This window comes from Pseudomonas sp. FA117, assembly GCF_057370475.1.
Window position 1 is genome coordinate 2,610,791 of the sequence record NZ_CM170675.1, and the last position, 23,169, is coordinate 2,633,959.

Genomic DNA, 23,169 nt, shown 5'->3' on the forward strand with positions numbered 1-23,169 from the left:
CGATAAAGTTGGAGGCTGCAAATAAATGATTATTTGATTCGATCTTCCACGACGTGATCGAACATGTTCTGTTTGATCGGGCCGAGCAGGAAGACATAGATAAGACAGCCTGCCAGCGCAATGACCGACGCCGACATGAGCCCGGGTGCGAAAGAACCGGTCTGGTCTTTCAGATATCCGATAATCACCGGGCTGGCGATACCGGCGAAGTTGGCAATGCTGTTCTGGAAACCGGCAAGTGTGCCGACGATCGATCTGGAACCGGACGGCGACACATCGGCCGGGATGGCGAGCATGCTCGAGGTGGCGGCCGACACGCCGAAGAAGGCCAGCGACAGCAGGGCGAGGGCCAGCCAGGCCTCGGTCGCCAGGCCTGCCAGGCCTATGGAGGCGCCCAGCACCATGCCCACCACGATGCACACCTTGCGGCCCACGCTGATGCCGTACCCGCTGTTGGCGATCTTGTCCGATGCCCAGCCACCGACAAAGGATCCGATCAACCCCGCAATGCCCGGCAACACGCCGAAGAACCCCAACTGCAGCAGCGAGAAGCCACGTTCATTGACCAGGTAGGTCGGGTACCAGGTAATAAAGAAGTAGATCACATAGCTCTGGCACGCCAGGCCCAGTGCCATGGCCCAGATCTGCCGGGTCCGCAGCAGGGCTTTCCAGCGGATCCTCACGGTGGAGATGCGCTCTTCCTGGGCATCGCCCTGGATATGCCGCACTTCCGCGCGGTTGACGTACTTGTTCTGCGACGGGTATTCGCTGGCGGTGAACTTCCACACCACCGCCCAGACGATGCCGATCAGGCCGGTGACGATGAACGAGGCCTGCCAGCCCCAGGCGCCGATGATCGCCGTGCACAGCGGCAGCGCAATCAGCGTCCCGCCGCGCGCACCACTGTCGTAGATGCCGGTTGCCATGCCCCGTTCGGTGCGCGGGAACCAGCGCTCGACGAATTTCGTCGCGGCAGGAAACGCGCCGGCTTCGCCGACGCCGAGCATCAGGCGCAGGCCCAGGAGGCCGGCGCCGCTGCGCACCAGGCTGGTGGCCATGGTGAAGGCCGACCACCAGATCACTGCGGCGCCAAGCACGACCTTGGCCCCGAAGCGGTCCACCAGCATGCCCGCAGGGATCTGGCAGAGCGCGTAGGTCCAGAAGAACGCACCGAGGATGAAACCGGCTTCGGAAGACGAAAGATTGAGGTCGTCTTTCATATAAGGCAGGGCAATCGAAAGATTGGCCCGGTCCATGTAGTTGGTAATGATGGCAAGGAATGCCAATGTCACCAGGAACCAGCGATATCGGCTGGGCTTTTCGCCGACTGAAATATCTGCTGACAGCGTGGAGCTCATCGTGCCTCCGGAGTTGCTTTGTTTTTATTGTTGAATGAAGTCTGTCGGAAGTGTTCGGCAAACTTGTGGGCATACCCGATATTCAGCGCTCAGTGTTCCCTTACCTAACTGCCAATGTCGAATATATGAGTTAAGCTATACCGATGCAGATAGGCTGAAAACTACCAAAACCCGTACTCATGATTGCAGAAAGCGAAACCATCATGTCCGAAGTTGAAGATTCACTGGTCGAGAAAGACCTCAAGGGCCTGCGCATCTTTCGCGTGGCAGCCGAGGCCGGTGGCTTTGGCGCAGCGGAGAAGCGCCTGCGCATGAGCAGGGCCACCATCAGCAGGCGAATCAAGGACGTCGAGACCAAGCTGGGCACGCCGTTGTGTACCCGCGGTCCACAAGGGTTCGAATTGACCGAGGCGGGCAGGGCCGTGCTGGGGCTGACTGCCGAAGCGCTGGATGCGCTCGACCGGATAAAACCCCAGGTCGAGGCCCTGCGCGGGCTGGTCACGGGCGAGCTGTCGATAGGGATCACGGACAATGTGTTCAGCAACCCCAACTGCCGTGTCAGCGAGGCCCTGCGCCAGCTCGAGCAGACCGCCACGGGGCTGCACCTGGAGATTCACACGCTGACACTCCACGAGCTTTCACGGGCACTGGTGGATCGGCGAATCCATGTGGCCATCCAGGGCACCCACGAGCGCTCACCGTCGTTGCGCTATGTCGAGCTGTTCGAGGAAGTGCATTTCGTCTACGCATCCGGCGCGACGCTGGACGGTGGCGGGCGGATGCTGCTGGTCAATCGTCTCGGCCAGCCGTTCGTTTCGCAAGCACTTGCCAATCATGACTTCGACCGGGGCCCGGATGCCGTGGGGCTCGACTCGGTCGCGTTGCTGATCCGATCCGGGCAGTACTGCGGAATCCTGCCGAGGCATTACGCCGACCTGTTGCCGCAGAGCTGGGATTTCAGGGTTGTTCCCGAGTCGCAAAGCTATTCGGCTCGGTTCTGCGCGGTGACCGATGCGAGCCGCCCGCTGTCACCGAGCGCCAGCCGCTTTCTCGAGGTGTTGAAGATCGTGCATCCAGGGAAGATCAGTTGATAAAGGGCAGCTGCCGTATATCGGCAGCCACCCGGTACGATCAGCCCTGGCTCAAGGCAGTCACCACCTGATCGATACTGGTTTTCAGGCCAGTCACGGTATTCTCCGGATCACTCTCGACCACCACCAGCCTGGCCCCGGCATCCTCGATCACCTTCACCAGCGCAGCATCGGGCTGGCGGTGATGCAGCACCAAGGCCACATCCTGGGCCTTGAGCGTTTCGCCCAGTGCCTTGAGCGCTGCGTCATCCCACTTGTCGTCCGCTGGCAATGCCTGCGACACCACGTCCAGGTTCAAGCCGCTGGCCAGATACCCCAGGCGGTCCGACAGGCTCACCACGCTCAGGTTGTCCGCCTCGGCCAGCCGTGTCTGGCTGCTGGAGGTCAGCTCCAGCATCTGGCGCTTGAGCCCGGCCAGGTTGCTCTGGATCCTGTCCTTGTCCGCTGGCGACAGGCGCTCCAGGTCATTGGCCACGACGTCGGCCATGCGTCCGAGGTTGATCGGGTTCAGCCACGGATAGCCGCTGAAGGCATTGTCGCCATCCACCGCGATGCCGGGCAGTGCGCCGTCTACCGGGCGCGCGGCGTCGATCTCGACGATGCGGATATTGCTGCGCCGCGCCATGGGGTAGAGCGGGTCGTCGTGCCAGATCGAGCGCACGCCGATCACCGCCGTGGCCTTCTGCGCATCCTTTTGCAGGCTGGCACCGCCGCGGCCCTCGAAGTACGACGGCTGACGGCTGGCCGGGAGGTTGGCGGGTGCGGCACGCTTGAGCTGTACCGAAGTGCCGTCGAGCAATGCGGCGGCGATGCTGTGGGTGACCGGGAGGGTGGTCAGCACCTGGGTGGCGGCTGCATTGTGGCTCGGCTGCGCAGCCTGGGTCAGGGCAGGCGCACCGGCCAGGGCCAGGGCCAGGGTGAGGCGTTTGAGCGTGAGGTTCATGCCGGATTTCCTTGCAGGCGTGGGACGAGGGCGCGGGCGAGGGCAGCGAGAGCGAAGCACACGCCGGCCACCAGGATGATCGCAGCGCCGGAGGGCACGGGCAGGTCGAAGACGATCGGCAGCAGGATGCCGAGCAGGGTGCTGAGCGTGGCGATCAGCACCGAGGCGAAGAAGAAGCCCTTGAGCGACTGGCTGACCAGGCGCGCGGCGGCGGCCGGAATCACCAGCAGGGCACCGACCAGGATGGCCCCGATCACCTTCACCGAGGCCACGGTGACCAGGGTCACCAGCACCACGAACAGGTAGTCGAGGGTCTTCACCGCCACACCGCGCACGGCCGCCAGCTGTGGGTTGAAGCTGGCGAGGATGATGCGGTTGTACAGCGGCAGCGCCAGGGCGAGCACCAGCACGGCGACGATGCCGAGTACCAGCAGGTCGTGAGGGCTGACGGTGAGCACCGAGCCGAACAGCACGTTCTCGAGGATGTGCACGTTGATCTTGCCGGCCAGCATCAGCAGCAGGCTGGCGCCCAGCGCCAGCGACACGGAAAGGAACACGCCGATCAGGGTGTCCGGCGACAGGCCGGTGCGGTTACGCAGGAAGTTCAGCAGGATGCCGAACAGCAGGCAGTAGCCGAACAGGCTGCCATACGGCCCGGTATAGGGCTCGCCCAGCAGGATGCCGATGGCGACGCCCGTCAGTGCGGCATGACCCACGGCCTCGGAGAAGAAGGCAAAGCGCTTGACCACCACCAGGGTGCCGAGCCCGCCCAGCACCGGGCCGATCATCAGGCCGGCGACCAGGGCATTGATCACGAACCCGTAGGCCAGGGCCTCGGGCAGGTAGCCAGCGGTGGCCCATTGCTGGACCAACTGGCGGAAGGCTTCATAACTCATCAGGCAAGGCTCTCGCTGCGCGGGTGAACGGAGAACAGCCCCAGCAGGCGCTCCGGGGTCAGGGCCTGGGCGGGCGGGGCGTCGAACAGCACCTTGCGGCTCAGCCCGGTGACACGGTCGGCCAGGCGCAGCACGGCTTCCAGGTCGTGTTCGATCCACAGCACCGTGGTGCCGGCCTGGCGCCAGCCGTGCAGCAACTGCTCGAACACCTGGATGCCAGCTTCGTCCAGCGCCGACATGGGCTCATCGAGCACCAGCAGTTGCGGCTCGGGAATCAGCCCCTGGGCCAGCAACACTCGCTGGCGCTCGCCGCCGGACAGCGCGCCCATGCGCCGCTTGCGCTTGTCGAGCATGCCGACCCTGGCCAGCGCGGCGTCGATGTCGGGCCGCACGTGGCGCGACAGGCCGAGGAAGGCCGGGCGTCGCTGGCACATGGCAGCCATGAAATCGTCGACGGTCATCGGCAGGCCGCGGTCGAACTCCAGGGCCTGGGGCACATAGCCGATCACTTCGCGCTCGGTGGGCCAGTGCAGGGTCAGCTGGCCCTGGTGCGGCATCTGCCCGAGCAGGGTCTTGATCAGCGAACTCTTGCCGCCGCCATTGGGGCCGACGATGGCGTGCACGCTGCCGGCAGCAACGGCGAAACTCACCTGCTCGAGGATGCGCGTGCGGCCGAGGGTGAGGTCGATGCCGGCAAAGTCGATGCGCGGGCCGTTGGCGCCGACCAGGTTGGCCGCAGCAGTCATGCGCGGTTCTCCTGGATGGCCCTGACCACGGTGTCGAGGTTGCGCTTCATCTCCACTTCGTACTTGTCGGCGGTGTATTGGCCGTAGGAAATGTGGGTCAGCGGGTAGATCTTCACCCCCGACTCGCGTTCGATGGTTTCGACGTAGGCGGACGGGAAGTCCATCTCCGAGAAGATCACCTTCACATCCAGGGCCTTGAGCTGGTCGATGGTCTTCTTCAGTTGCGCCGGGCTGGGCTCGATGCCGTGGGCCGGTTCGACCACCGCGGTGACTTCCAGGCCGAAGTCGCGCACCAGGTAGTCGTAGGCGGCGTGGATGGTGGCCACGCGAAACTCCGCGCCCGGCGCCTCGGTGACCTTGGCCAGGGCTTCGGCACGCAGGGCGCGCAGGCGCTTGGCGTAGGCGCGGGCGTTCTGGGTATAGAACCTGGCGTTGTCCGGGTCGAGCTTGCCCAGCTCGCGGGCGATGTTGTTGACCTGGGCAATGCTGGCGCTGATCGACAGGAAGGTGTGCGGGTTGACCACCTTGCCGGCGCCGCGCGCGGCGATGCCGGTGGCGGCCAGCAGCGGCACGTTCTGGTTCGATTCGATGGTCTTGATGTCGGGCTTTTCGCTGGCGGCGATCATGCGGTCGGCGAAGTCGTCGTGACCGATGCCGTTGAGCACGATCACATCCAGGGTGCCGATGCGCTTGATGTCTTCGGCGCGGGGCTCGTAGGCGTGCGGGTTGAAGCCAGCCGGAATCAGCGGCACCACTTCGGCCTTGTCGCCGACGATGTTGCTCACGTAGCTGTAGTAGGGGTGCAGGGTGATACCGATGCGCAGCGGTTTGCCGCTGTCGGCCAGGGCCAGTGCCGGGAACAGGCAGGCCAGGAGGAAGGCGAGGGCGGAGCGGAGCATGGCGCGGTCCTTGGGTTCAGTGACGGTGTTCGCGGGTGACCCCGGCGTCGTAGTGGCTGACGATTTCCTGCCAGCCGGCGGCGACCAGCGCGGCCTGGCCGAGGTCGTCCGGGGCCAGGCTGCTGCGGTCGCGGCGCAGCCAGACCTGGGCCTGGCTGTCTGCAGCCTGGGGCAGGACCAGCAGGAAACTGCCAGCGACGTCGCTGTCCTGGCTCAGGCCCAGGTAGGCGCCGCTGTCCAGCCATTGCCAGCGGTGGGCGCCACGGCTGGCGCTGCTGGTGTCGTCGATGAAGGGGGGCAGCGCTTCGTCGGCCAGGGTCTGCACGGCAGGGGCCTGGCCGCTGTCCTCGCGCAGCGCGACGATCTCGTCGTAGGCCACGTGCAGGTCGGTGTAGACCCCCTGTTCGGCGGCGTTGAGGTCGCGACGGGCATCGATCTGGTGACTGGCGATGCGCTGTTCGTCGACGCGCTCGCCGCGCAGCCCGACCACGGTGGCGGCGAGGGCCGCGATCAGCACGGCGGCCAGCAGCACATAGAGGGTTTCGTGCCCGGCACCGGCCGGGCGGATGACCTGGGCGCGACTCATGGCGCGCCTATATCGGCATGATCGACTTCCACCACATGGCCGGGGCCGGCGTCGAACAGCACGTAGAACTCGCCGTCGGGGCGCTTGAAGGTGAGTGTCGAGTCGTCACCGAGCTTGCCGCCGACCAGTACCTGCTCGTCGTAGCCGATCACATCGAGGGTGACGCCCGGCGCGCCGCTGCCATCGGAGAAGCCGCCGGTGCACTTGATCTGATCGCCCGCCACCGGTTCGCACTCGCACATCGGGTTGTGCGCCAGCGCCGGCAGGGCGGTGAGGGCCAGCAGGGGCAGGGCGAGCCTGCGCAACAGGTGTTTCATCGTTTGCCTCCTTGTTTCTCGAGCCAGGCCACGGTGGCCGGCGATGCCTTGGCCAGCGGCACGGAAGCCTGGTGCATGCTGCCGTCCCAGCCTTCGATGGTGATCCAGATCTCGGCGTCGGGACGGGTGCGCGGGGGGATCGGCAGCGACGTGGTCATGCGGTACGGCGAGCCGAAGAAGATCGAGCCGGCGGCACGCAGGTTGCGGGGCTTGCCGATGCGCAGGTAGATGGCCTTGGCGCCCTGGGTGCAGCTCTGGCACAGCGCCGCGTTGAACACCTTGAAGTAGCCGGCCGGGCCGTCGGCACGCGGCGCTTCGTCGCGCAACTCGGCCAGGTCCAGCTGCCAGCGGTCGATGCTGATGTCCTTGACCAGGTTGGCGCCCAGGCCGCTGTCGCCACGCAACAGGCTGGCATCGGCGAAGTACTTGGGCATGAACCCCAGCGGAATGAGGATCAGCAGAATGTTGATGTGGAAGCGCCACTTCAGCCACCACTGTTTCAGGCCGCTGGGTGGCAAGGTCTGGGTCTGGCTCATGGTTGCGCCTCCACGGGGGGTTCGTCGCGGACCTTGCGCGGCCTGGCCGGGCGCTCGCTGCGCTTGAGCGCGGCGGCCGTGGCCTGGGCGGTGCGCTTGGTCCAGATCAGCAGGCCGCTGAACACCATCAGGGTGAGCACCAGGCCGAAGAAGAACCAGATCAGCTTGATCGCCAGGCCGCCGAAGTCGCCGGTGTGCAGTGGGCGCATGGACTCGGTGACGAACTCCAGGGTCGAACGGTCGCCGAGCAGGAACTGGCTGTCGACGTTGCGGGTGTAGGGGTTGACCTCGGCGGTCTGGAACATCAGCGGGTACCAGCCGCGTCCGCCCATGCCGATATGGCTGTAGGCGGTTGCGGGCAGGGTGACGAAGCTGATGTCCAGGCCCGGGATGGCCTTCTGCGCGATGCGCGTGGCTTCGTCCAGGTCGATCCGCGGCACCGGGTTGCCGTCAGGGCTCTGCGGTACCTGCTCGCGGGCGATCACCGGCACGATCGGCTCGCTGGAGATGGTGATGTGGTTGTCACCGAGAATTGCCTGGATCAGGAACCAGGTGCCGGTGATGGAGATCACCGCGATGAACCAGATCGACCAGACCCCGGCCAGGCGGTGCAGGTCGCCCCAGAAGATCCGCGAACCGTGCTGGGTGCGTACCGGCTTGAAGAAACCGCGCCAGAACTTCTTGTACACCACCAGCCCGGTCACCAGCGACGCGAGCATCGGCAGGCCGAGGATCGACACCAGGTACCAGCCCCAGCTGTAGCCGTTGGTGAACGGCACCAGCCACCAGCCGTGCAGGGCGCGGGTGAAGGCCTGGAAGTTGAAGTCCGGGGCCTTGCCCTGGATGGCGCCGGTGTAGGGGTTGACGTACAGCGTCGGTGCGGTGCCGTCGGCGAAGGTGACAGCCGCCTCGAGGGCGAAGTGCGAGCCATCCGGTTGGCTGATGAAGCGCACGGCCATGTCCGGCTCGGCCTTGTTCAGTGCGCTGAGCACCTGCTGGAAACTCAGGCGTTCGGCGTCGTCGTCCGGTTGGCTGGCGCGCACGTCGGGGTTCGCCAGCCAGACGATTTCCTGGCTGACCACCGCGAGCATGCCGGTGAAGCAGACGATCAGGACAAAGAACCAGATCGGCAGGGCAAGCCAGCTGTGGACCAGGAACCACAGTTTGGACTTGGATTTCTTGGTTTGTCGGGCCATCGGGTCGTTCTTCTGGGAAAAAATTGCGGTCGAGTTTCGGCTCAACCGTGAAGGCTGCATCTAATAGGACGAATGAGAATCAGAAACCTGAAGCTTTAAATGAAAGCAAATGTTTCAGCGGCTGCTTCAACAGGGGGCTGGTGATGGGCGGATCAATCAAACGGTAATATCCAAACGCCATATTGGCCGGCCTTGAACAATCACAATGGTCGCCCAAACATGCATTTCACGCCGCACCGCCTGGCCCTGTGTGTCGCCCTGGCCAGCGCCGCCCTCGCCGCAGACGCCTGCGCCACCGACTATCAGTTCGCCAATGCCAGCACCAGCACGCTGGAGCTGAAAAAAGGCGACACGCTCAAGGTGACGCCCAGCGGCAGTATCGTCTCGGGAGCCGACGACGGTGTGATCCTGCCCAAGCAGACCTCCGGCACCACGGTAGGCGTCGACAACGGCGGAATCATCCGCTCCACCGTAGCGCGTGGTATCGACACCAAGGACGGCGGCACCGACCAGAGCTTCTTCGTCATCACCAACCGGGCCGGCGCGCTGATCCAGGGCACCAACGACGGTATCCGCTTCCAGACCAACCCGACTGCGGGCGGCAGCCTGAAGATCAACAACGCCGGAACCATCGAGTCGATCACCGATGGCCAGGCCATCGACCTCGAGGCGCTGAACAACCCAGGGTTCACCACCACCCTGGTGAACGAGGCGAGCGGCGTGATCCACGCCGTGGGCAATGACGCGATCAAGACCGGCTCCAACGCCACCATCATCAACTACGGGCGCATCTACACCGACACCGCGCCGCAGGATGCCAAGGGCCTGGACCAGAAGTTCGACGGCATCAAGATCGGCACCTCGACCGGCGTTACCGTCCACAACTACGGCAGCATCAGCGCCGACCGCCACGGTGTCGACCTCAAGACCGACGCCACGCTCTACAACTACGCTGGCGCCAGCGTCACCGGGCGCAACGGTTCGGGCTTCGGCTCCGACGGTACCGGCACGGTGTACAACTGGGGCACCATCACCGGTGCGATTGCCGATGGCAAGATCAATGGCGATGGCGATGGCGTCGATATCGACTTCATCGGCCACGTCTACAACGCCGGCACCATCCAGGGCCTGGGCGCCAAAGGGGTGGACAGCGGCGGCCGACCCAATGGCAGCGAAGGCATCGCCATGGGTGGCGGGACCGTCACCAACACCAGTACCGGCCTGATCCGCAGCGTCGACAACGGCATCCTGGTCGATGACGGCGCCGAAGGCTCGGGCGTCGGTGCGACCACCATCGACAACGCCGGCACCATCCGTGGCGAGCGCGGGTTCGGCATCAAGCTGGTCGGCAACTTCGACGACACCGTGATCAACAGCGGTACCATCAGCGGCGGCAATGGCCTGGCGCTGGGCATGGGCGGCGGTGACGACCGCCTGATCGTACGCACCGGTGGCGTGTTCAACGGCCTCGTCGACGGCGGAGACGGCGTCGATACCCTGCAGCTCGAAGGCAGCGGCCAGTTCGGCAACAGTGCCAACTTCGAGAAGCTGCTGGTTTCGGGCGGCACCTGGACGCTGAGCAGCGTCAACGACTTCAGCCAGGGCGGCGAGATCAGCCGTGGCGCGACCCTGGTCAACCAGGGCAGCGTGCTTGGCAGCCTGCGGGTGGACCAGGGCGCGACCTACGCCGGTGGCGGCGTTGTCGGCGGCCTCGAGGTCAAGGGCACGATGCTGACCAACACTGGCCTGGGCGTGGCCACGGTCAAGGGCGATCTGAAGTTCGACCAGGGCGCCAGCCTGGTCTATGGCGTCAATGCCGACGGCAGCAGCGCGCCGATCAGCGTCACGGGTACCGCCAATCTGGGTGGCGCCACGCTGCGCATCCAGCCGACTCCTGGCCAGTACCCCTGGCAGAGCCAGTACACCGTGCTCAATGCCGGGGCGATCAATGGCACCTTTGGCCAGGTCACCAGCGACTACGCCTTCCTCACCCCGAAGATGAGCTATGCCAGCCAGTCGGTGGGCCTGAGCTACACCCGCAACGATATTGCCTTCGACCAGTTCGCCCGCAGTGCCAACGGCGGTGCGGCGGCGCGCAGCCTGGCCAGCCTGGGCAGCGGCAGCGCGCTGTACAGCGCCTTGCTCAATACCTCCAACGCCAGCGCCGGCAACGCCATCGAGCAGTTGTCGGGCAGCAACACCGCCAACCTGGCTGCCGCCACCCTGGCCGGTAGCGCCCAGGTCGGCAGCACCATGCTCGGCGCGATGCAGTCGATGGGCAGCACTGCCGGGCTGTTGGTGGGCCTGGAGCAGCAGGACACCCCAGTGCTCGTCGCCACCGGCCTGCCCCAGGGCGTGCGCAACCTCAACGACCCGAACGCCCAGGGCCGTGTCTGGGGCCAGGCGCTGGGCAGCTACGGCAAGGTCGATGGCAGCCACGGCGCCAGCAGCCTCGAGCAACGCACCGGCGGTGCGGTGATGGGCCTGGACTGGGCCGTCGGCAGCGACTGGCGCCTGGGTGTGCTGGGCGGCTACTCGCGTACCCGCCTGGACGCCACCGGCCTGGACGGCAAGGTGCGCAGCTGGCATGCCGGCCTGTACGCCCAGCGCCAGAGTGGCCCGCTGGCCCTGCGCCTGGGCGCGGCCTACAGCAGCCACGACGGCGACAGCAAGCGCAGCGTGGCCTTCGATGGCTTCCACGAGCGCCTGAAGGGCGACTACGATGCCGACAGCCAGCAGGCCTTCGCCGAGCTGGGTTATGCCATGGGCAGCGGTCGCCTGAGCGCCGAGCCCTTCGCCAACCTGGGCTATCAGCGCTATCACCGCGACAGCTACCGCGAGAAGGGCGGTGATGCCGCGCTGGCAGTGGATGCCGACACCCAGGACAACGTCACCAGCACCTTCGGTGTGCGTATCGCGCATCTGGGGCAACTGGACAACGGCATGAGCCTGACCCCGCGTGCAAGCCTGGGCTGGCGCCACACCTACGGCAGCCTCGATATCCGCACCCGTCAGGCCTTCCTGGCCGGAGGCGATGCGTTCAGCGTCGAAGGCAGCGCGCTGGATCGCGACAGCCTGGTGGTCGAGGCAGGGCTCGAACTGGGCTTGAGTGCACGCCAGAGCGTGGGCCTGGGCTACAGCGGCGAGATGGGCAGCAATGCCCGCAACCATGCGCTGATGGGCCAGTGGCAATTGAAGTTCTGATCAGCGCCCACTGTCAGTGAAGCCGGGGCCGCAAGGGCCCCGGCGTCGTTTCAGCGCAGGTCGTGTTCCAGCGACTTCCACAGCTCGAGCATGGTCGGGTTGCTGTTGCCGATCGAGCGGAACGACCAGATCTCAAGCTCCGCGCTCCATTGATCCCCACCTGCACGCACCAGCCGACCGCTGGCCAGTTCTTCCTCCACCGCCGATTCCGGCAGCCAGGCGATGCCATAGCCCTCGCGGGCCATACGCATCAGGTGCATGGCCATGTCGGCTTCGTAGAAACGTTTCAGGTGAGGTTGTGCGTTGCCCTGCAACACCACATCCACCACCCGGCCGAGGAAGGACGTCGCCGTATAGGCGAGGTAGGGGATGGGGCTGTCCGCTGACCCGGGCAGGGCGAACAGCGGCCGACCCTGGGCATCGGGCGCCGACACCGGGAAGAACGCATCGCTGCCAAGGCGCAGGCCGACGAACTTGTCCGGGTCGAGGATGATCGGCGCGCGCGGGTGGCTGTAGCCGATCATCAGGTCGCAGCTGCCCTCGGCCAGGGCGATTACCGCCTCCTGCACGTTGGCAGCCAGCACCCGGGCGTTGAAATAGCCATAGCGGCGCTGGAAGCCGGCGAACCAGGTGGGCAGGAAGGTCATCGACAGGGTATGCCCGGCCACCACCTGGATCGAGCGCCCGGGCATGCGTTCGCCACGGCGCAGGGCCGAGCGCAGGTCGTGGAAGATCGACAGCGCGTCGCGGCCCTCGTCGCAGAAGGTCTTGCCGGCGGCGGTCAGTTGCACGGGGTAGGTGCTGCGGTCCACCAGCTCGACACCGACCCATTCTTCGAGCGAGCGGATACGCCGCGACAGGGCGGACTGGGTGATGCAGCGGATCTCCGCAGCGCGGGAAAAACTCTTGGTTTCGGCGATGGCCAGCAGGTCATCGATCCATTTGGTTTGCATGGTGGTGGGCCTGTGGGTGGCGCGCAGAGGCTGCAACTGTCTTGCTCGAAATCCGAAGACCAGCCCAAACCTTGTGGGAGCGCGCTTCGGTTCAATGCCCGAATTTTATTCCGGCTTCGCCACAAATTCACCGCCATTCCCTAACTATGCGAATTACGCATGAACCCATCGCGCATCCTCATCAACTGCCCCGGGAGGCCGTCGTAGCCTGTAGTTGTCCCTCCCGCATTCGACAGACAGAGGTCGAGATGAATAACAAGAAACTACCCCGCTACATCGCCGTGGCGATCCTGCTCGGCATCGTCGTTGGCTGGCTATGCAACACCTATGCAGGCTCCGCCGATGCCGCGAAGCAGATTGCCGGTTACTTCAGCCTGGTCACCGACATTTTCCTGCGCATGATCAAGATGATCATCGCCCCGCTGGTGTTCGCCACCCTGGTGGCGGGAATCAGCAGCCTGGGCAATTCCGGCTCGGTGGGGCGCATCGGCCTGCGCTCGATGATCTGGTTCGTCAGCGCCTCGGTGTTCTCCCTGGCCCTGGGCATGCTGCTGGTCAACCTGTTCCAGCCCGGCGCCGACCTGAACCTGAGCGTGGAACCCGGCCAGGCGGTGAGCGCGGTGGCGGTCAATGCCGGTGACTTCAGCCTCAAGACCTTCATCAGCCACGTGTTCCCGCGCAGCATCGCCGAAGCCATGGCCAACAACGAGATCCTGCAGATCGTGGTGTTCTCGCTGTTCTTCGGCCTGGCGCTGGCGTTCGTCAAGCAGCGCGGCAACACCCGTATCGGCGAACTGGTGGACGAGCTGGCCAAGGTGATGTTCCGCATCACCGACTACGTGATGATGTTCGCCCCGATCGGCGTGTTCGCCGCGCTGGCCGCCGCCGTGACCACCCAGGGCATCGGCCTGCTGTTCGACTACGGCAAGCTGATCGGCCAGTTCTACCTGGGCATCGTGCTGCTGTGGCTGGTGCTGTTCGCCGTGGGCTACTGCTTCCTCGGGCGCCCGGTGTTCACCCTCGGCAAGCTGATCCGCGAGCCGGTGCTGCTGGCATTCTCCACCGCCAGCAGTGAGTCGGCCTACCCCAAGACCATCGATGCGCTGGAGAAATTCGGTGCACCCAAGCGCGTGTCGAGCTTCGTCCTGCCGCTGGGCTATTCGTTCAACCTCGACGGCTCGATGATGTACCAGGCCTTCGCCATCATGTTCATCGCCCAGGCCTACAACATCGAGCTGAGCTTCACCCAGCAGGTGCTGATCCTGCTGACCCTGATGGTCACCAGCAAGGGCATGGCCGGTGTGGCGCGCGCCTCGGTGGTGGTGGTCGCGGCCACGCTGCCGATGTTCCACCTGCCCGAAGCCGGGCTGCTGCTGATCCTGGCCATCGACCAGTTCCTCGACATGGGCCGTACCGCGACCAACGTGGTCGGCAACAGCATCGCCACTGCGGTGATCGCTGATCTCGAGCGACGCCATGAAGACTCGGCAGCGCCCGCCGCATCGCCCCTCGAACCTGCTACCAACGCCTGACCCGGACCGCCCATGAAAAGCCCACGCAAGACCGCCAACGCACGCACCCTCGGCATCATCGGCGGCCTCGGCTCGCTGGCCGGTGGCGACCTGTTCCTCAAGTTGCTCAAGAGCCAGCCGTTGCTGGCGGACCAGGGCCGCTACCATTTGCTGTTCGAGCAGCACCCGTTCAAGGACCTGGCATTGCCGCTGGCGGCCAACGCCAGCATGACTTCACGCAAGCTGTACGTGTTCCAGGTCTGCCAGGGGTATGCCGACAGCGGCGCCGATGCCGTGCTGGTACCGTGCTTCGCCAGCCATACCTTCATCGATGAGCTGCGCGCAGAGCTGCAGATCGCCATCGTCGATCTGATGGCCGCGCTCAAGGCCCATGTGGCACGGATCGCCCCGGCGGGAGCGCGGTTGGGCGTGCTGGCCTCGGACTATGTGCGGGCTTCGGGATTGTTCGAGCGGCACTTCGCCGACGACTACCAGCTGATCCACCCCTCGCCGGTACAGCAGGCGGCGTTGATGGAGGCGGTATACGGCCCAGCAGGCATCAAGGCCGGGCATCTGGATGGGGTGGCAGTGGAACTGCTGCATCAGGTCTGCCTGGAGCTCGAGGAGCAGGGCGCGACCTTGCTGCTGCCGGGCATGACCGAGTTGTCGCTGCTGGCACCGGAACTGCTGCGCCGCGGCGTTCATTGTGTCGATGCCAACCAGGTGTACGCCGACTTCGCCAGCGCCACCGAGCCGATGCACAGCCGGGCGCCGTTCAAGCTGGGTATCGTCGGCGGCGTCGGCCCGGCGGCAACGGTGGACTTCATGGGCAAGGTGGTGAAGAACACCCCCGCCGGGCGCGACCAGGATCACATCAGAATGGTGGTCGAGCAGAATCCGCAGATCCCCGACCGCACCGCCAACCTGCTGCGCCAGGAGGCGGATCCGACCGTGGCGATGTACTCCACCTGTCGGCGTCTCGAGGAAGAGGGCGCCGACGCCATCGCCATCCCGTGCAACACCGCGCATGCCTATGTCGAGCGCATCCAGGAGCATCTAGGCGTGCCGATCGTCAACATGCTCGGCGAAACCGTCGACTTCATCCTGCGCCGCTATGGCCGTGAGCGGCAGGTGGGTCTGCTGGCGACCTCAGGCACCCTCCAGAGCCGCGTCTACCACGAAGCGGCCGAGCGTGCCGGATTGCATCTGCTGGTGCCGGATGAAGCGGCGCAGGCTTTGGTGATGCGGGCGATTTACGGGGAGGAGGGCGTCAAGGCCGGGTTCACCGACGGGCAATGCCGGCACGACTTGCTGACGGCGGCCGCGCAGTTGGTGGAGCAGGGCGCTCGGGTGTTGATTCTCGGGTGTACCGAGCTGCCGCTGATCCTGGCCCAGGCCGATGGATTTCCCATCGGCCAGGTGCAGGTGGCGCTGGTGGACCCGACCGACGTGCTGGCACGCCGGTGTGTGGGGCTGGCGCGGGAGCGCTGAGGCCGCAGGGCCGGGTCGGGCTCCGCGTACTGTTCGCGGCGCAGCCCGATCCCACTCACAACCCCCGCAACAGGCTCAGCCCTCGTACCCCAGGTTCGGCGCCAGCCAGCGCTCGCTGACGCTGACCTCCTGGCCTTTGCGGGCGCTGTAGCTGTCGATCTGGTCCTTCTCCACCTTGCCGACCGCGAAGTACTGCGCCTGCGGATGGGCGAAGTACCAGCCGCTGACCGCCGCCGCCGGGAACATGGCGAAGTGCTCGGTGAGGAACACGCCGCTGGGCCCTGTTTCGCCGATGGCCGTGCCATCGAGCAGGCGGAACAGGGTCTCTTTCTCGGTGTGGTCCGGGCATGCCGGGTAGCCTGGGGCCGGGCGGATGCCGCTGTACTGCTCCTTGATCAGCGCTTCGTTGTCCAGCTGCTCGTCCTTGGCATAGCCCCAGTACTGCTTGCGCACCCGCTCGTGCAGCCACTCGGCGCAGGCTTCGGCCAGGCGGTCGGCCAGGGCCTTGACCATGATCGAGCTGTAGTCGTCGCCCTTGTCCTGGTAGGCCTTGGCCACTTCCTCGGCGCCGATGCCGGCGGTGGTGATGAAGCCGCCGACATAGTCCTTGATGCCGCTGTCCTTCGGCGCGACGAAGTCGGCCAGCGACCAGTTCGGCTTGCCGTCGGGCTTGATGGTCTGCTGGCGCAGGTGGTGCAGGGTGGCCAGTTGCTCGCCGTTGTCGCCGTAGACTTCGATGTCGTCATGGTTGACCTGGCTGGCCGGCCAGAAACCGAACACTGCGCGGGCGCTGATCAGTTTTTCGCTGATCAGCTTCTCGAGCATGTCGCGCGCGTCCTGGTACAGCGCGGTGGCAGCTTCGCCGACCACTTCGTCGGTGAGGATGCGCGGGAATTTGCCGGCCAGGTCCCAGGAGATGAAGAACGGCGTCCAGTCGATGTACTCGGCCAGTTCGCGCAGGTCGATGTCGTCCAGCACCTTGACGCCGGTGAAGGAGGGGACCGCTGCCTGGTAGTTGGCCCAGTCGTACTGTGGCTTGGCGGTGATCGCCTGCTCGTAGCTCAGGCGTTCGGTGCGGGCGCTGCGGTTGGCGGTGCGCTCGCGCACCTGCACGTATTCCTCGCGGGTCTTCTCGACGAAGCCCGGCTTGAGCTCCTTGGACAGCAATTGCGTGGCCACGCCCACGGCGCGCGAGGCGTCGGTGACGTAGACCACGGCGTCGTTGGAGTACTTGGGCTCGATCTTCACCGCCGTGTGCGCCTTGGAAGTGGTGGCGCCACCGATCATCAGCGGCAGGTGGAAGTCCTGGCGCTGCATCTCGCGGGCGACGTGGACCATCTCGTCCAGCGACGGGGTGATCAGGCCGGACAGGCCGATGATGTCGCAGTTCTGCTCGCGTGCGGTCTGCAGGATCTTCTCCGCCGGCACCATCACGCCCATGTCGACGATGTCGTAGCCGTTGCAGCCCAGCACGACGCCGACGATGTTCTTGCCGATGTCGTGCACGTCGCCCTTGACCGTGGCCATGAGGATCTTGCCCTTGGCTTCGGGCTTGTCGCCTTTCTCGGCCTCGATGAACGGGATCAGGTGGGCCACCGCCTGCTTCATCACCCGCGCCGACTTGACCACCTGGGGCAGGAACATCTTGCCCGCGCCGAACAGGTCGCCGACCACGTTCATGCCGCTCATCAGCGGGCCTTCGATGACTTCGATGGGGCGCGCCGCTTGCTGGCGGCACTCCTCGGTATCCTCGACGATGTAGGCGGTGATGCCCTTGACCAGCGCGTGTTCCAGGCGCTTGTCGACCGGCATCGAGCGCCACTCTTCGTTTTCCACTTCCTTGGCCGCGCCGCCGCCCTTGTAGTCGTCAGCGATCGCCAGCAGGGCGTCGGTGCCTTCGGGGGTGCGGTTGAGCACCACGTCCTCGACCTTCTCGCGCAGCGCCGGCGGGATCTCGTCGTAGATCTCCAGCTGGCCGGCGTTGACGATACCCATGGTCAGGCCGTTCTGGATGGCGTGGTAGAGGAATACCGAGTGGATCGCCTCGCGCACCGGGTTGTTGCCACGGAACGAGAACGACACGTTGGACACCCCGCCGCTGGACAGCGCGTAGGGCAGGTGGTCACGGATGTAGGCGCACGCCTCGATGAAGTCGACGGCGTAGTTGTTGTGCTCCTCGATACCGGTAGCGACGGCGAAGATGTTCGGGTCGAAGATGATGTCTTCGGGCGGGAAGCCCACTTCGTTGACCAGGATGTCGTAGCTGCGCTGGCAGATTTCGCGCTTGCGCGCGGCGGTGTCGGCCTGGCCGACCTCGTCGAAGGCCATCACCACCACGGCGGCGCCGTAGCGCTTGCACAGGCGGGCGTGATGCTTGAACTGCTCGACGCCTTCCTTCATGGAGATCGAGTTGACGATGCCCTTGCCCTGGATGCACTTCAGACCTGCTTCGATCACCTCCCACTTGGAGGAGTCGATCATGATCGGCACGCGGGAGATGTCCGGTTCACCGGCGATCAGGTTGAGGAAGCGGACCATAGCGGCCTGGGAGTCGAGCATCCCTTCGTCCATGTTGATGTCGATCACCTGGGCGCCGGCCTCGACCTGTTGCAGGGCGACCTCCAGGGCTTCGGTGTAGTTTTCCTCGCGGATCAGCCGGGCGAACTTGGCGGAACCGGTGATGTTGGTGCGTTCGCCGACGTTGACGAACAACGACTGGCGGTCGATGGTGAACGGCTCCAGGCCCGACAGGCGGCAGGCCTTGGGGATCTCGGGAATGGCCCGTGGCTTGTACTTGGCCACGGCCTCGGCGATGGCCTGGATGTGCGGCGGGGTGGTGCCGCAGCAACCGCCGATGATGTTGAGGAAGCCGCTGGCAGCGAACTCCTCGACCACGGCGGCCATTTCCGCCGGGGTTTCGTCGTATTCGCCGAAGGCGTTCGGCAGGCCGGCGTTGGGGTGCGCGGAGACATGGGTGCCGGCCTTGGTCGACAGTTCTTCCAGGTACGGGCGCAGGTCCTTGGCGCCCAGGGCGCAGTTCAGGCCGACCGAGATCGGGTTGGCGTGGCGCACCGAGTTCCAGAAGGCCTCGGTGGTCTGGCCCGACAGGGTGCGGCCGGAGGCGTCGGTGATGGTGCCGGAGATCATGATCGGCAGCTCGATGCCGTCATCCTCGAACACCTGCTGCACGGCGAAGATCGCCGCCTTGGCGTTGAGGGTGTCGAAGATGGTCTCGATCAGGATCAGGTCGGCGCCGCCCTCGATCAGGCCGCGAGTGGCTTCGATGTAGTTGACCACCAGTTCGTCGAAGGTGACGTTACGATAGCCCGGGTCGTTGACGTCCGGGGAAATCGAGCAGGTGCGGCTGGTCGGGCCGAGCACGCCGGCGACGAAGCGCGGGCGGTCGGGGGTTTCCAGGGTCTTGGCGTCGGCCACCTGGCGGGCGATGCGCGCACCCTCGACGTTGAGCTCGTACACCAGCGCTTCCATGCCGTAGTCGGCCTGGGAAATCTGCGTGGCGTTGAAGGTGTTGGTTTCGAGAATGTCGGCGCCGGCATCCAGGTAGGCTTTCTCGATGGCGGCGATGACATCGGGCTGGGTCAGCAGCAGCAAATCGTTGTTGCCCTTCACATCGCTTGGCCAATCGGCGAAGCGCGTGCCACGATAGTCGTCTTCCTCGAGGCGGTAGCTCTGGATCATAGTACCCATGCCGCCGTCGAGAATCAGGATGCGCTCCTTGAGGGCATGCTGGAGTGCTTGGAGACGAGCGCTGCGGTCGGACATGAGAACTACCTGGTCGGACAAATATCGGAAGTGCGGAATAATAACAAAGCTGCACGGATTTTAGGCGCATCGCCCGGTCTCATGAATTTGATTCATGTTGGCGGTGCCAGGCTCAGGCCCAGGGACAGACAGGCAAATCGTGACAGCTATCAAGAACCAGGACATTCGGCACATGGTGCATCGTTTTCTCGCCGCCACCTTCGCCCTGCTCGTCAGCGGCGCAGCGTTGGCGCAGGCCCCTCAATCGAGCCCGGCCATCTCCTATACCCGCGACATCCAACCGATCTTCACGCAGAAGTGCGTGGCCTGCCACGCCTGCAACGACGCGGCCTGCCAGCTCAACCTGGGCAGCGCCGAGGGTGCCGAGCGCGGTGCCTCCAAGGTGCCGGTGTACCAGGGCGAGCGCAGCCAGGCAGTCGCCACCACACGGCTGTTCTACGACGCGCAGAATGAAGAAGGCTGGCGCAAGAAGGGCTTTTATTCGGTACTCGACAACCAGGGCAGCCAGGCGGCGCTGATGGCGCGCATGCTCGAACTGGGCCACAAGACGCCGCTGACCCCCAACGCCAAGCTGCCCGAAGAGATCGTGCTGGGGCTGAACCGCAACAACATGTGCCCGCTGCCCCACGAGTTCGACGCCTATGCCGGCGCGCACCCCAAAGAGGGCATGCCGCTGGCGGTCACCGGGCTCACCGACCAGGAATACTCGACCCTGCAGCGCTGGCTGGCAGCCGGTGCGCCGGTCGAGTACCAGCCGATCCAGCCGAGCCCCAGCGAAGCGAAGCAGATCGCCGACTGGGAGGCGCTGCTCAACCGCCCGGGCTCCACCGAGGCCCTGGTCGGGCGCTGGCTGTACGAGCACCTGTTCCTGGCGCACATCTATTTCGTCGGCGGCGAGCAGGGCCACTTCTTCCAGTGGGTGCGTTCGCGTACGCCCAGTGGTCAGCCGGTCGATATCATCGCCACCCGCCGCCCCAACGATCCGCCGGGCAACGATTTCTACTACCGGCTGATCCCGGTGCAGGGCGTGATCGTGCACAAGACCCACATCACCTACCCGATGGGGCCGCAGAAGCTCAAGCGCGTCAAGCAGCTGTTCTACAGCGGCGACTGGCGCGCCACCTCGCTGCCGGGCTACGGTCCGCAGCGCCGGGCCAACCCGTTCGAGACCTTCGAGGCGATCCCGGCGGTGGCGCGCTACCAGTTCATGCTCGACAACGCCGAGTACTTCGTGCGCACCTTCATCCGTGGCCCGGTGTGCCGCGGACAGATCGCCACCGACGTGATCCGCGACAACTTCTGGGCACTGTTCCAGGAGCCGGCCCACGACCGCTACGTCACCGATGCCGCCTACCGTGGCCAGGCCACGCCATTGCTGGCCATGCCCGGGCAGATCGACGATGTCGGCAGCGTGCTGAGCCTGTGGCGCGCCTACCGCGACAAGCGCAACGACTACGAGACCCTGCGCCGCGAGGCCTACGCCGAAATGCCGGCGCCAAGCTGGTCGACACTGTGGGCGGGCAATGACAATGCCCTGCTGAGCATCTTCCGTCACTTCGACAGCGCCTCGGTGAGCAAGGGCCTGATCGGCGACGTGCCGTTGACCATCTGGCTGTTCGACTACCCATTGCTCGAACGCACCTACTACCAGCTGGCAGTCAACTTCGACGTCTACGGCAACGTCTCGCACCAACTGCAGACGCGCCTGTACTTCGACCTGATCCGCAACGGTGCCGAGGTCAACTTCCTGCGCCTGATGCCGGCCGACAAGCGCGGCGCGATCCTCAGCGACTGGTACCAGAACAGCGGCAAGGTGAAAATGTGGCTCGACTACACCGACATCGACACCGACACCCCCAGCGGCCTGCAGCTGGACAAGCACAATGCCACGCGCGACTTTGGCCTCAAGCTGCTGCAGCGCACCGGCAGCCTGAATGCCGCGCCCGATCCGATCAACCGCTGCACCGGCGCCTACTGCTCGCGGCCACAGATGAGCGAGGAGTTCCGTGATGTCGAGCAGAGCCTGAGCCGCCTGGTGTCGCGTCCGGCGGCAGGGCTGAAGGTGATCGGCCAATTGCCCGAGGCGACCATGCTGCGCATCGAAGGGCAGGGCGGTCAGCGCCAGGTCTACAGCCTGCTGCGCAACCGTGCGCACAGCAATGTCGCCTTCCTGCTGGGCGAGGCCTACCGCTACCAGCCGGGCCTGGACACCCTGACCCTGTACCCGGGCGTGCTCAGCAGCTACCCGAACTTCATCTTCAACATTCCGGCCAGCGATGTACCGGAGTTCGTCGAGGACATGGAGGCGGCGCGTGACGACCAGGGCAAGTTCGAACGCATCGTCGAGCGCTGGGGTGTGCGCCGCAGCCACCCGCAGTTCTGGCAGTACTTCCATGACCTGAGCACCTACATCAAGGAAACCGAACCGGTCGAGGCCGGGGTGCTGGACATGAACCGCTACGAGAACCTCTGATCGATTGCCGGGAAAGGCGCCTGACCTTTCCCGGCATTCTGCGGTCGGACCTGGTGGGTGGCCCGGGGACGCGCTGCAATGCACGCCCGCGGGCCTGAATGCACCAAGCACCGCAGGACAACCCATGCTGTATTCGCTTCAGGCTCTCCGGGCGTTCGCCGCCTGGGTGGTGGTCTGCCACCACTTCATGCAGATCTTCTTCGACTTCAACGCCAAAGGCCCCATAGGCCGCCTGCTCGCCGAGCGCGGTGCAGTGGGGGTCGACATCTTCTTCGTCATCAGCGGCCTGGTGATCTACCTCTCGACCCGCGACAAGGTCATCGCCCCGCGCGAATTCCTGCTCAACCGGGCCTTGCGCATCGTCCCGGCCTACTGGTTCTACACCTTGCTCATGGCCCTGCTGTTGCTGGTGGCCAGCCGCTGGATGCCGCACCAGGTATTCGAGTGGCAGCACCTGCTGCTGTCGCTGTTGTTCGTGCCGGCGGAAAACCCCGGCGGGTACGGGCTGTACCCGACGCTCAACGTCGGCTGGACGCTGAACTTCGAGATGTTCTTCTACCTGCTGTTCGGCCTGGCGTTCCTGGTGCGCCAGCGCCACCACCTGGTACTGGTCACTGCGGCGCTGCTGCTGGTCAGCGAGGCGCTGGGGCGCCTGGGGGTGCTCAGTCGTTTCTACAACAACGACATCATCTATGAGTTCCTGCTGGGTATCGGCCTGGGCGTGCTGTATCGGCGCGGACTGATCCGCGAGGGGCTGTGGCTGCCACTGGCAGTGCTGGCAGCGGCGGGCTATGCGCTGTACCAGCTCGATGCCTCGCAGCGCCTGCTGCACTGGGGCCTGCCCAGTGCGATGGTGGTGCTGGCCTTCATCGCCCTGGAGCCGTACTTTCGCGGCAACCGGGTGCTCAAGGCGTTGGGCGACTGTTCGTACTCGGTGTACCTCACCCACGTGCTGGTGCTTTGGGGTGGCTGGTTCATCAGCCAGCGGCTGCGGCTCAACCCCTACCTGGTGTTCGCCTTCTGCGTGCCGTCAATCGGACTAATGTCGTGGTTCAGCTATCAATGGCTGGAGCGCGGCCTGTACCGGCGCCTGAAGGCCTGGGTCGAGGCGCGCGGGGCGCGAACAGCGCAACCGGCGCTATCCCGAGTCAATTACTAGGACTTTGTTCGAGGCCTGGCTTGGCGT

At 65.3% G+C, this 23,169-nt stretch carries 17 protein-coding genes; 6 read left to right on the forward strand and 11 right to left on the reverse strand.

The features are described from left to right. Positions 1-29 precede the first annotated feature (29 nt). The gene (locus AC1TXO_RS12000) at positions 30-1,358 is read right to left on the reverse strand and encodes an MFS transporter (protein WP_486406523.1); all 1,329 of its coding nucleotides are present in this window, start codon (positions 1,356-1,358) and stop codon (positions 30-32) included. Positions 1,359-1,561: 203 nt separating this feature from the next. Here AC1TXO_RS12000 and AC1TXO_RS12005 point away from each other — a divergent pair, with 203 nt between their 5' ends. Continuing rightward, on the forward strand, positions 1,562-2,449 hold the full coding sequence (locus AC1TXO_RS12005; protein ID WP_486406524.1) for a LysR family transcriptional regulator: 888 nt from the start codon (positions 1,562-1,564) through the stop codon (positions 2,447-2,449). A 40-nt stretch (positions 2,450-2,489) separates the two neighbouring features. Here the strand turns inward: AC1TXO_RS12005 and AC1TXO_RS12010 are convergent, their stop codons facing one another. The 8 genes from AC1TXO_RS12010 to AC1TXO_RS12045 are packed head-to-tail and all read right to left on the reverse strand — an operon-like array spanning position 2,490 to position 8,568. Continuing rightward, the gene (locus tag AC1TXO_RS12010; RefSeq protein WP_486406525.1) at positions 2,490-3,392 is read right to left on the reverse strand and encodes a metal ABC transporter substrate-binding protein; all 903 of its coding nucleotides are present in this window, start codon (positions 3,390-3,392) and stop codon (positions 2,490-2,492) included. Then, positions 3,389-4,288: a metal ABC transporter permease gene (locus tag AC1TXO_RS12015; RefSeq protein WP_486406526.1), complete on the reverse strand. Its 900-nt coding sequence runs from the start codon at positions 4,286-4,288 to the stop codon at positions 3,389-3,391. Before AC1TXO_RS12015 ends, AC1TXO_RS12010 begins: the two co-directional genes overlap by 4 nt. After that, on the reverse strand, positions 4,288-5,034 hold the full coding sequence (locus AC1TXO_RS12020) for a metal ABC transporter ATP-binding protein (protein ID WP_486406527.1): 747 nt from the start codon (positions 5,032-5,034) through the stop codon (positions 4,288-4,290). The genes AC1TXO_RS12015 and AC1TXO_RS12020 overlap by 1 nt, the downstream gene beginning before the upstream one ends. Continuing rightward, positions 5,031-5,933, reverse strand: a complete 903-nt coding sequence (locus AC1TXO_RS12025) for a metal ABC transporter substrate-binding protein (RefSeq protein ID WP_486406528.1) — start codon at positions 5,931-5,933, stop codon at positions 5,031-5,033. Before AC1TXO_RS12025 ends, AC1TXO_RS12020 begins: the two co-directional genes overlap by 4 nt. 16 nt (positions 5,934-5,949) lie before the next feature. Continuing rightward, positions 5,950-6,519, reverse strand: a complete 570-nt coding sequence (locus AC1TXO_RS12030) for a DUF6162 family protein (RefSeq protein ID WP_486406529.1) — start codon at positions 6,517-6,519, stop codon at positions 5,950-5,952. Beyond that, on the reverse strand, positions 6,516-6,836 hold the full coding sequence (locus tag AC1TXO_RS12035) for a hypothetical protein (RefSeq protein WP_486406530.1): 321 nt from the start codon (positions 6,834-6,836) through the stop codon (positions 6,516-6,518). Before AC1TXO_RS12035 ends, AC1TXO_RS12030 begins: the two co-directional genes overlap by 4 nt. Then, entirely contained in the window at positions 6,833-7,372 is a 540-nt protein-coding gene (locus tag AC1TXO_RS12040) for a thiamine pyrophosphate-binding protein (RefSeq protein ID WP_486406531.1), read from the reverse strand. The genes AC1TXO_RS12035 and AC1TXO_RS12040 overlap by 4 nt, the downstream gene beginning before the upstream one ends. Continuing rightward, positions 7,369-8,568 (reverse strand): PepSY-associated TM helix domain-containing protein, encoded by a 1,200-nt coding sequence (locus tag AC1TXO_RS12045; RefSeq protein ID WP_486406532.1) that lies wholly within the window; start codon positions 8,566-8,568, stop codon positions 7,369-7,371. Before AC1TXO_RS12045 ends, AC1TXO_RS12040 begins: the two co-directional genes overlap by 4 nt. Before the next feature lie 219 nt (positions 8,569-8,787). Between AC1TXO_RS12045 and AC1TXO_RS12050 the strand changes: the two genes are divergently transcribed. Next, entirely contained in the window at positions 8,788-11,772 is a 2,985-nt protein-coding gene (locus AC1TXO_RS12050) for an autotransporter outer membrane beta-barrel domain-containing protein (RefSeq protein ID WP_486406533.1), read from the forward strand. A gap of 50 nt (positions 11,773-11,822) precedes the next feature. Here the strand turns inward: AC1TXO_RS12050 and AC1TXO_RS12055 are convergent, their stop codons facing one another. Next, a complete protein-coding gene (locus tag AC1TXO_RS12055) occupies positions 11,823-12,725 on the reverse strand; it encodes a LysR substrate-binding domain-containing protein (protein WP_486406534.1) in 903 nt (300 codons plus the stop codon). Between the two features lie 248 nt (positions 12,726-12,973). On the opposite strand from AC1TXO_RS12055, the gene AC1TXO_RS12060 reads away from it, so the two are divergent. Together AC1TXO_RS12060 and cuyB are read left to right on the forward strand one after the other, a co-directional pair. Further along, positions 12,974-14,257 (forward strand): dicarboxylate/amino acid:cation symporter, encoded by a 1,284-nt coding sequence (locus tag AC1TXO_RS12060; RefSeq protein WP_486406535.1) that lies wholly within the window; start codon positions 12,974-12,976, stop codon positions 14,255-14,257. A gap of 12 nt (positions 14,258-14,269) precedes the next feature. Next, entirely contained in the window at positions 14,270-15,727 is a 1,458-nt protein-coding gene (gene cuyB, locus AC1TXO_RS12065; protein WP_486406536.1) for a cysteate racemase, read from the forward strand. Positions 15,728-15,802: 75 nt separating this feature from the next. On the opposite strand, the gene metH is transcribed toward cuyB, so the two are convergent. After that, positions 15,803-19,510, reverse strand: coding sequence for a methionine synthase (gene metH / locus AC1TXO_RS12070; protein ID WP_486406537.1), 3,708 nt, complete (start codon positions 19,508-19,510; stop codon positions 15,803-15,805). A 172-nt stretch (positions 19,511-19,682) separates the two neighbouring features. Here metH and AC1TXO_RS12075 point away from each other — a divergent pair, with 172 nt between their 5' ends. Together AC1TXO_RS12075 and AC1TXO_RS12080 are read left to right on the forward strand one after the other, a co-directional pair. Next, on the forward strand, positions 19,683-21,983 hold the full coding sequence (locus tag AC1TXO_RS12075) for a fatty acid cis/trans isomerase (protein WP_486406538.1): 2,301 nt from the start codon (positions 19,683-19,685) through the stop codon (positions 21,981-21,983). A 124-nt stretch (positions 21,984-22,107) separates the two neighbouring features. After that, on the forward strand, positions 22,108-23,142 hold the full coding sequence (locus tag AC1TXO_RS12080) for an acyltransferase family protein (protein ID WP_486406539.1): 1,035 nt from the start codon (positions 22,108-22,110) through the stop codon (positions 23,140-23,142). The last annotated feature ends 27 nt before the right edge of the window (positions 23,143-23,169 follow it).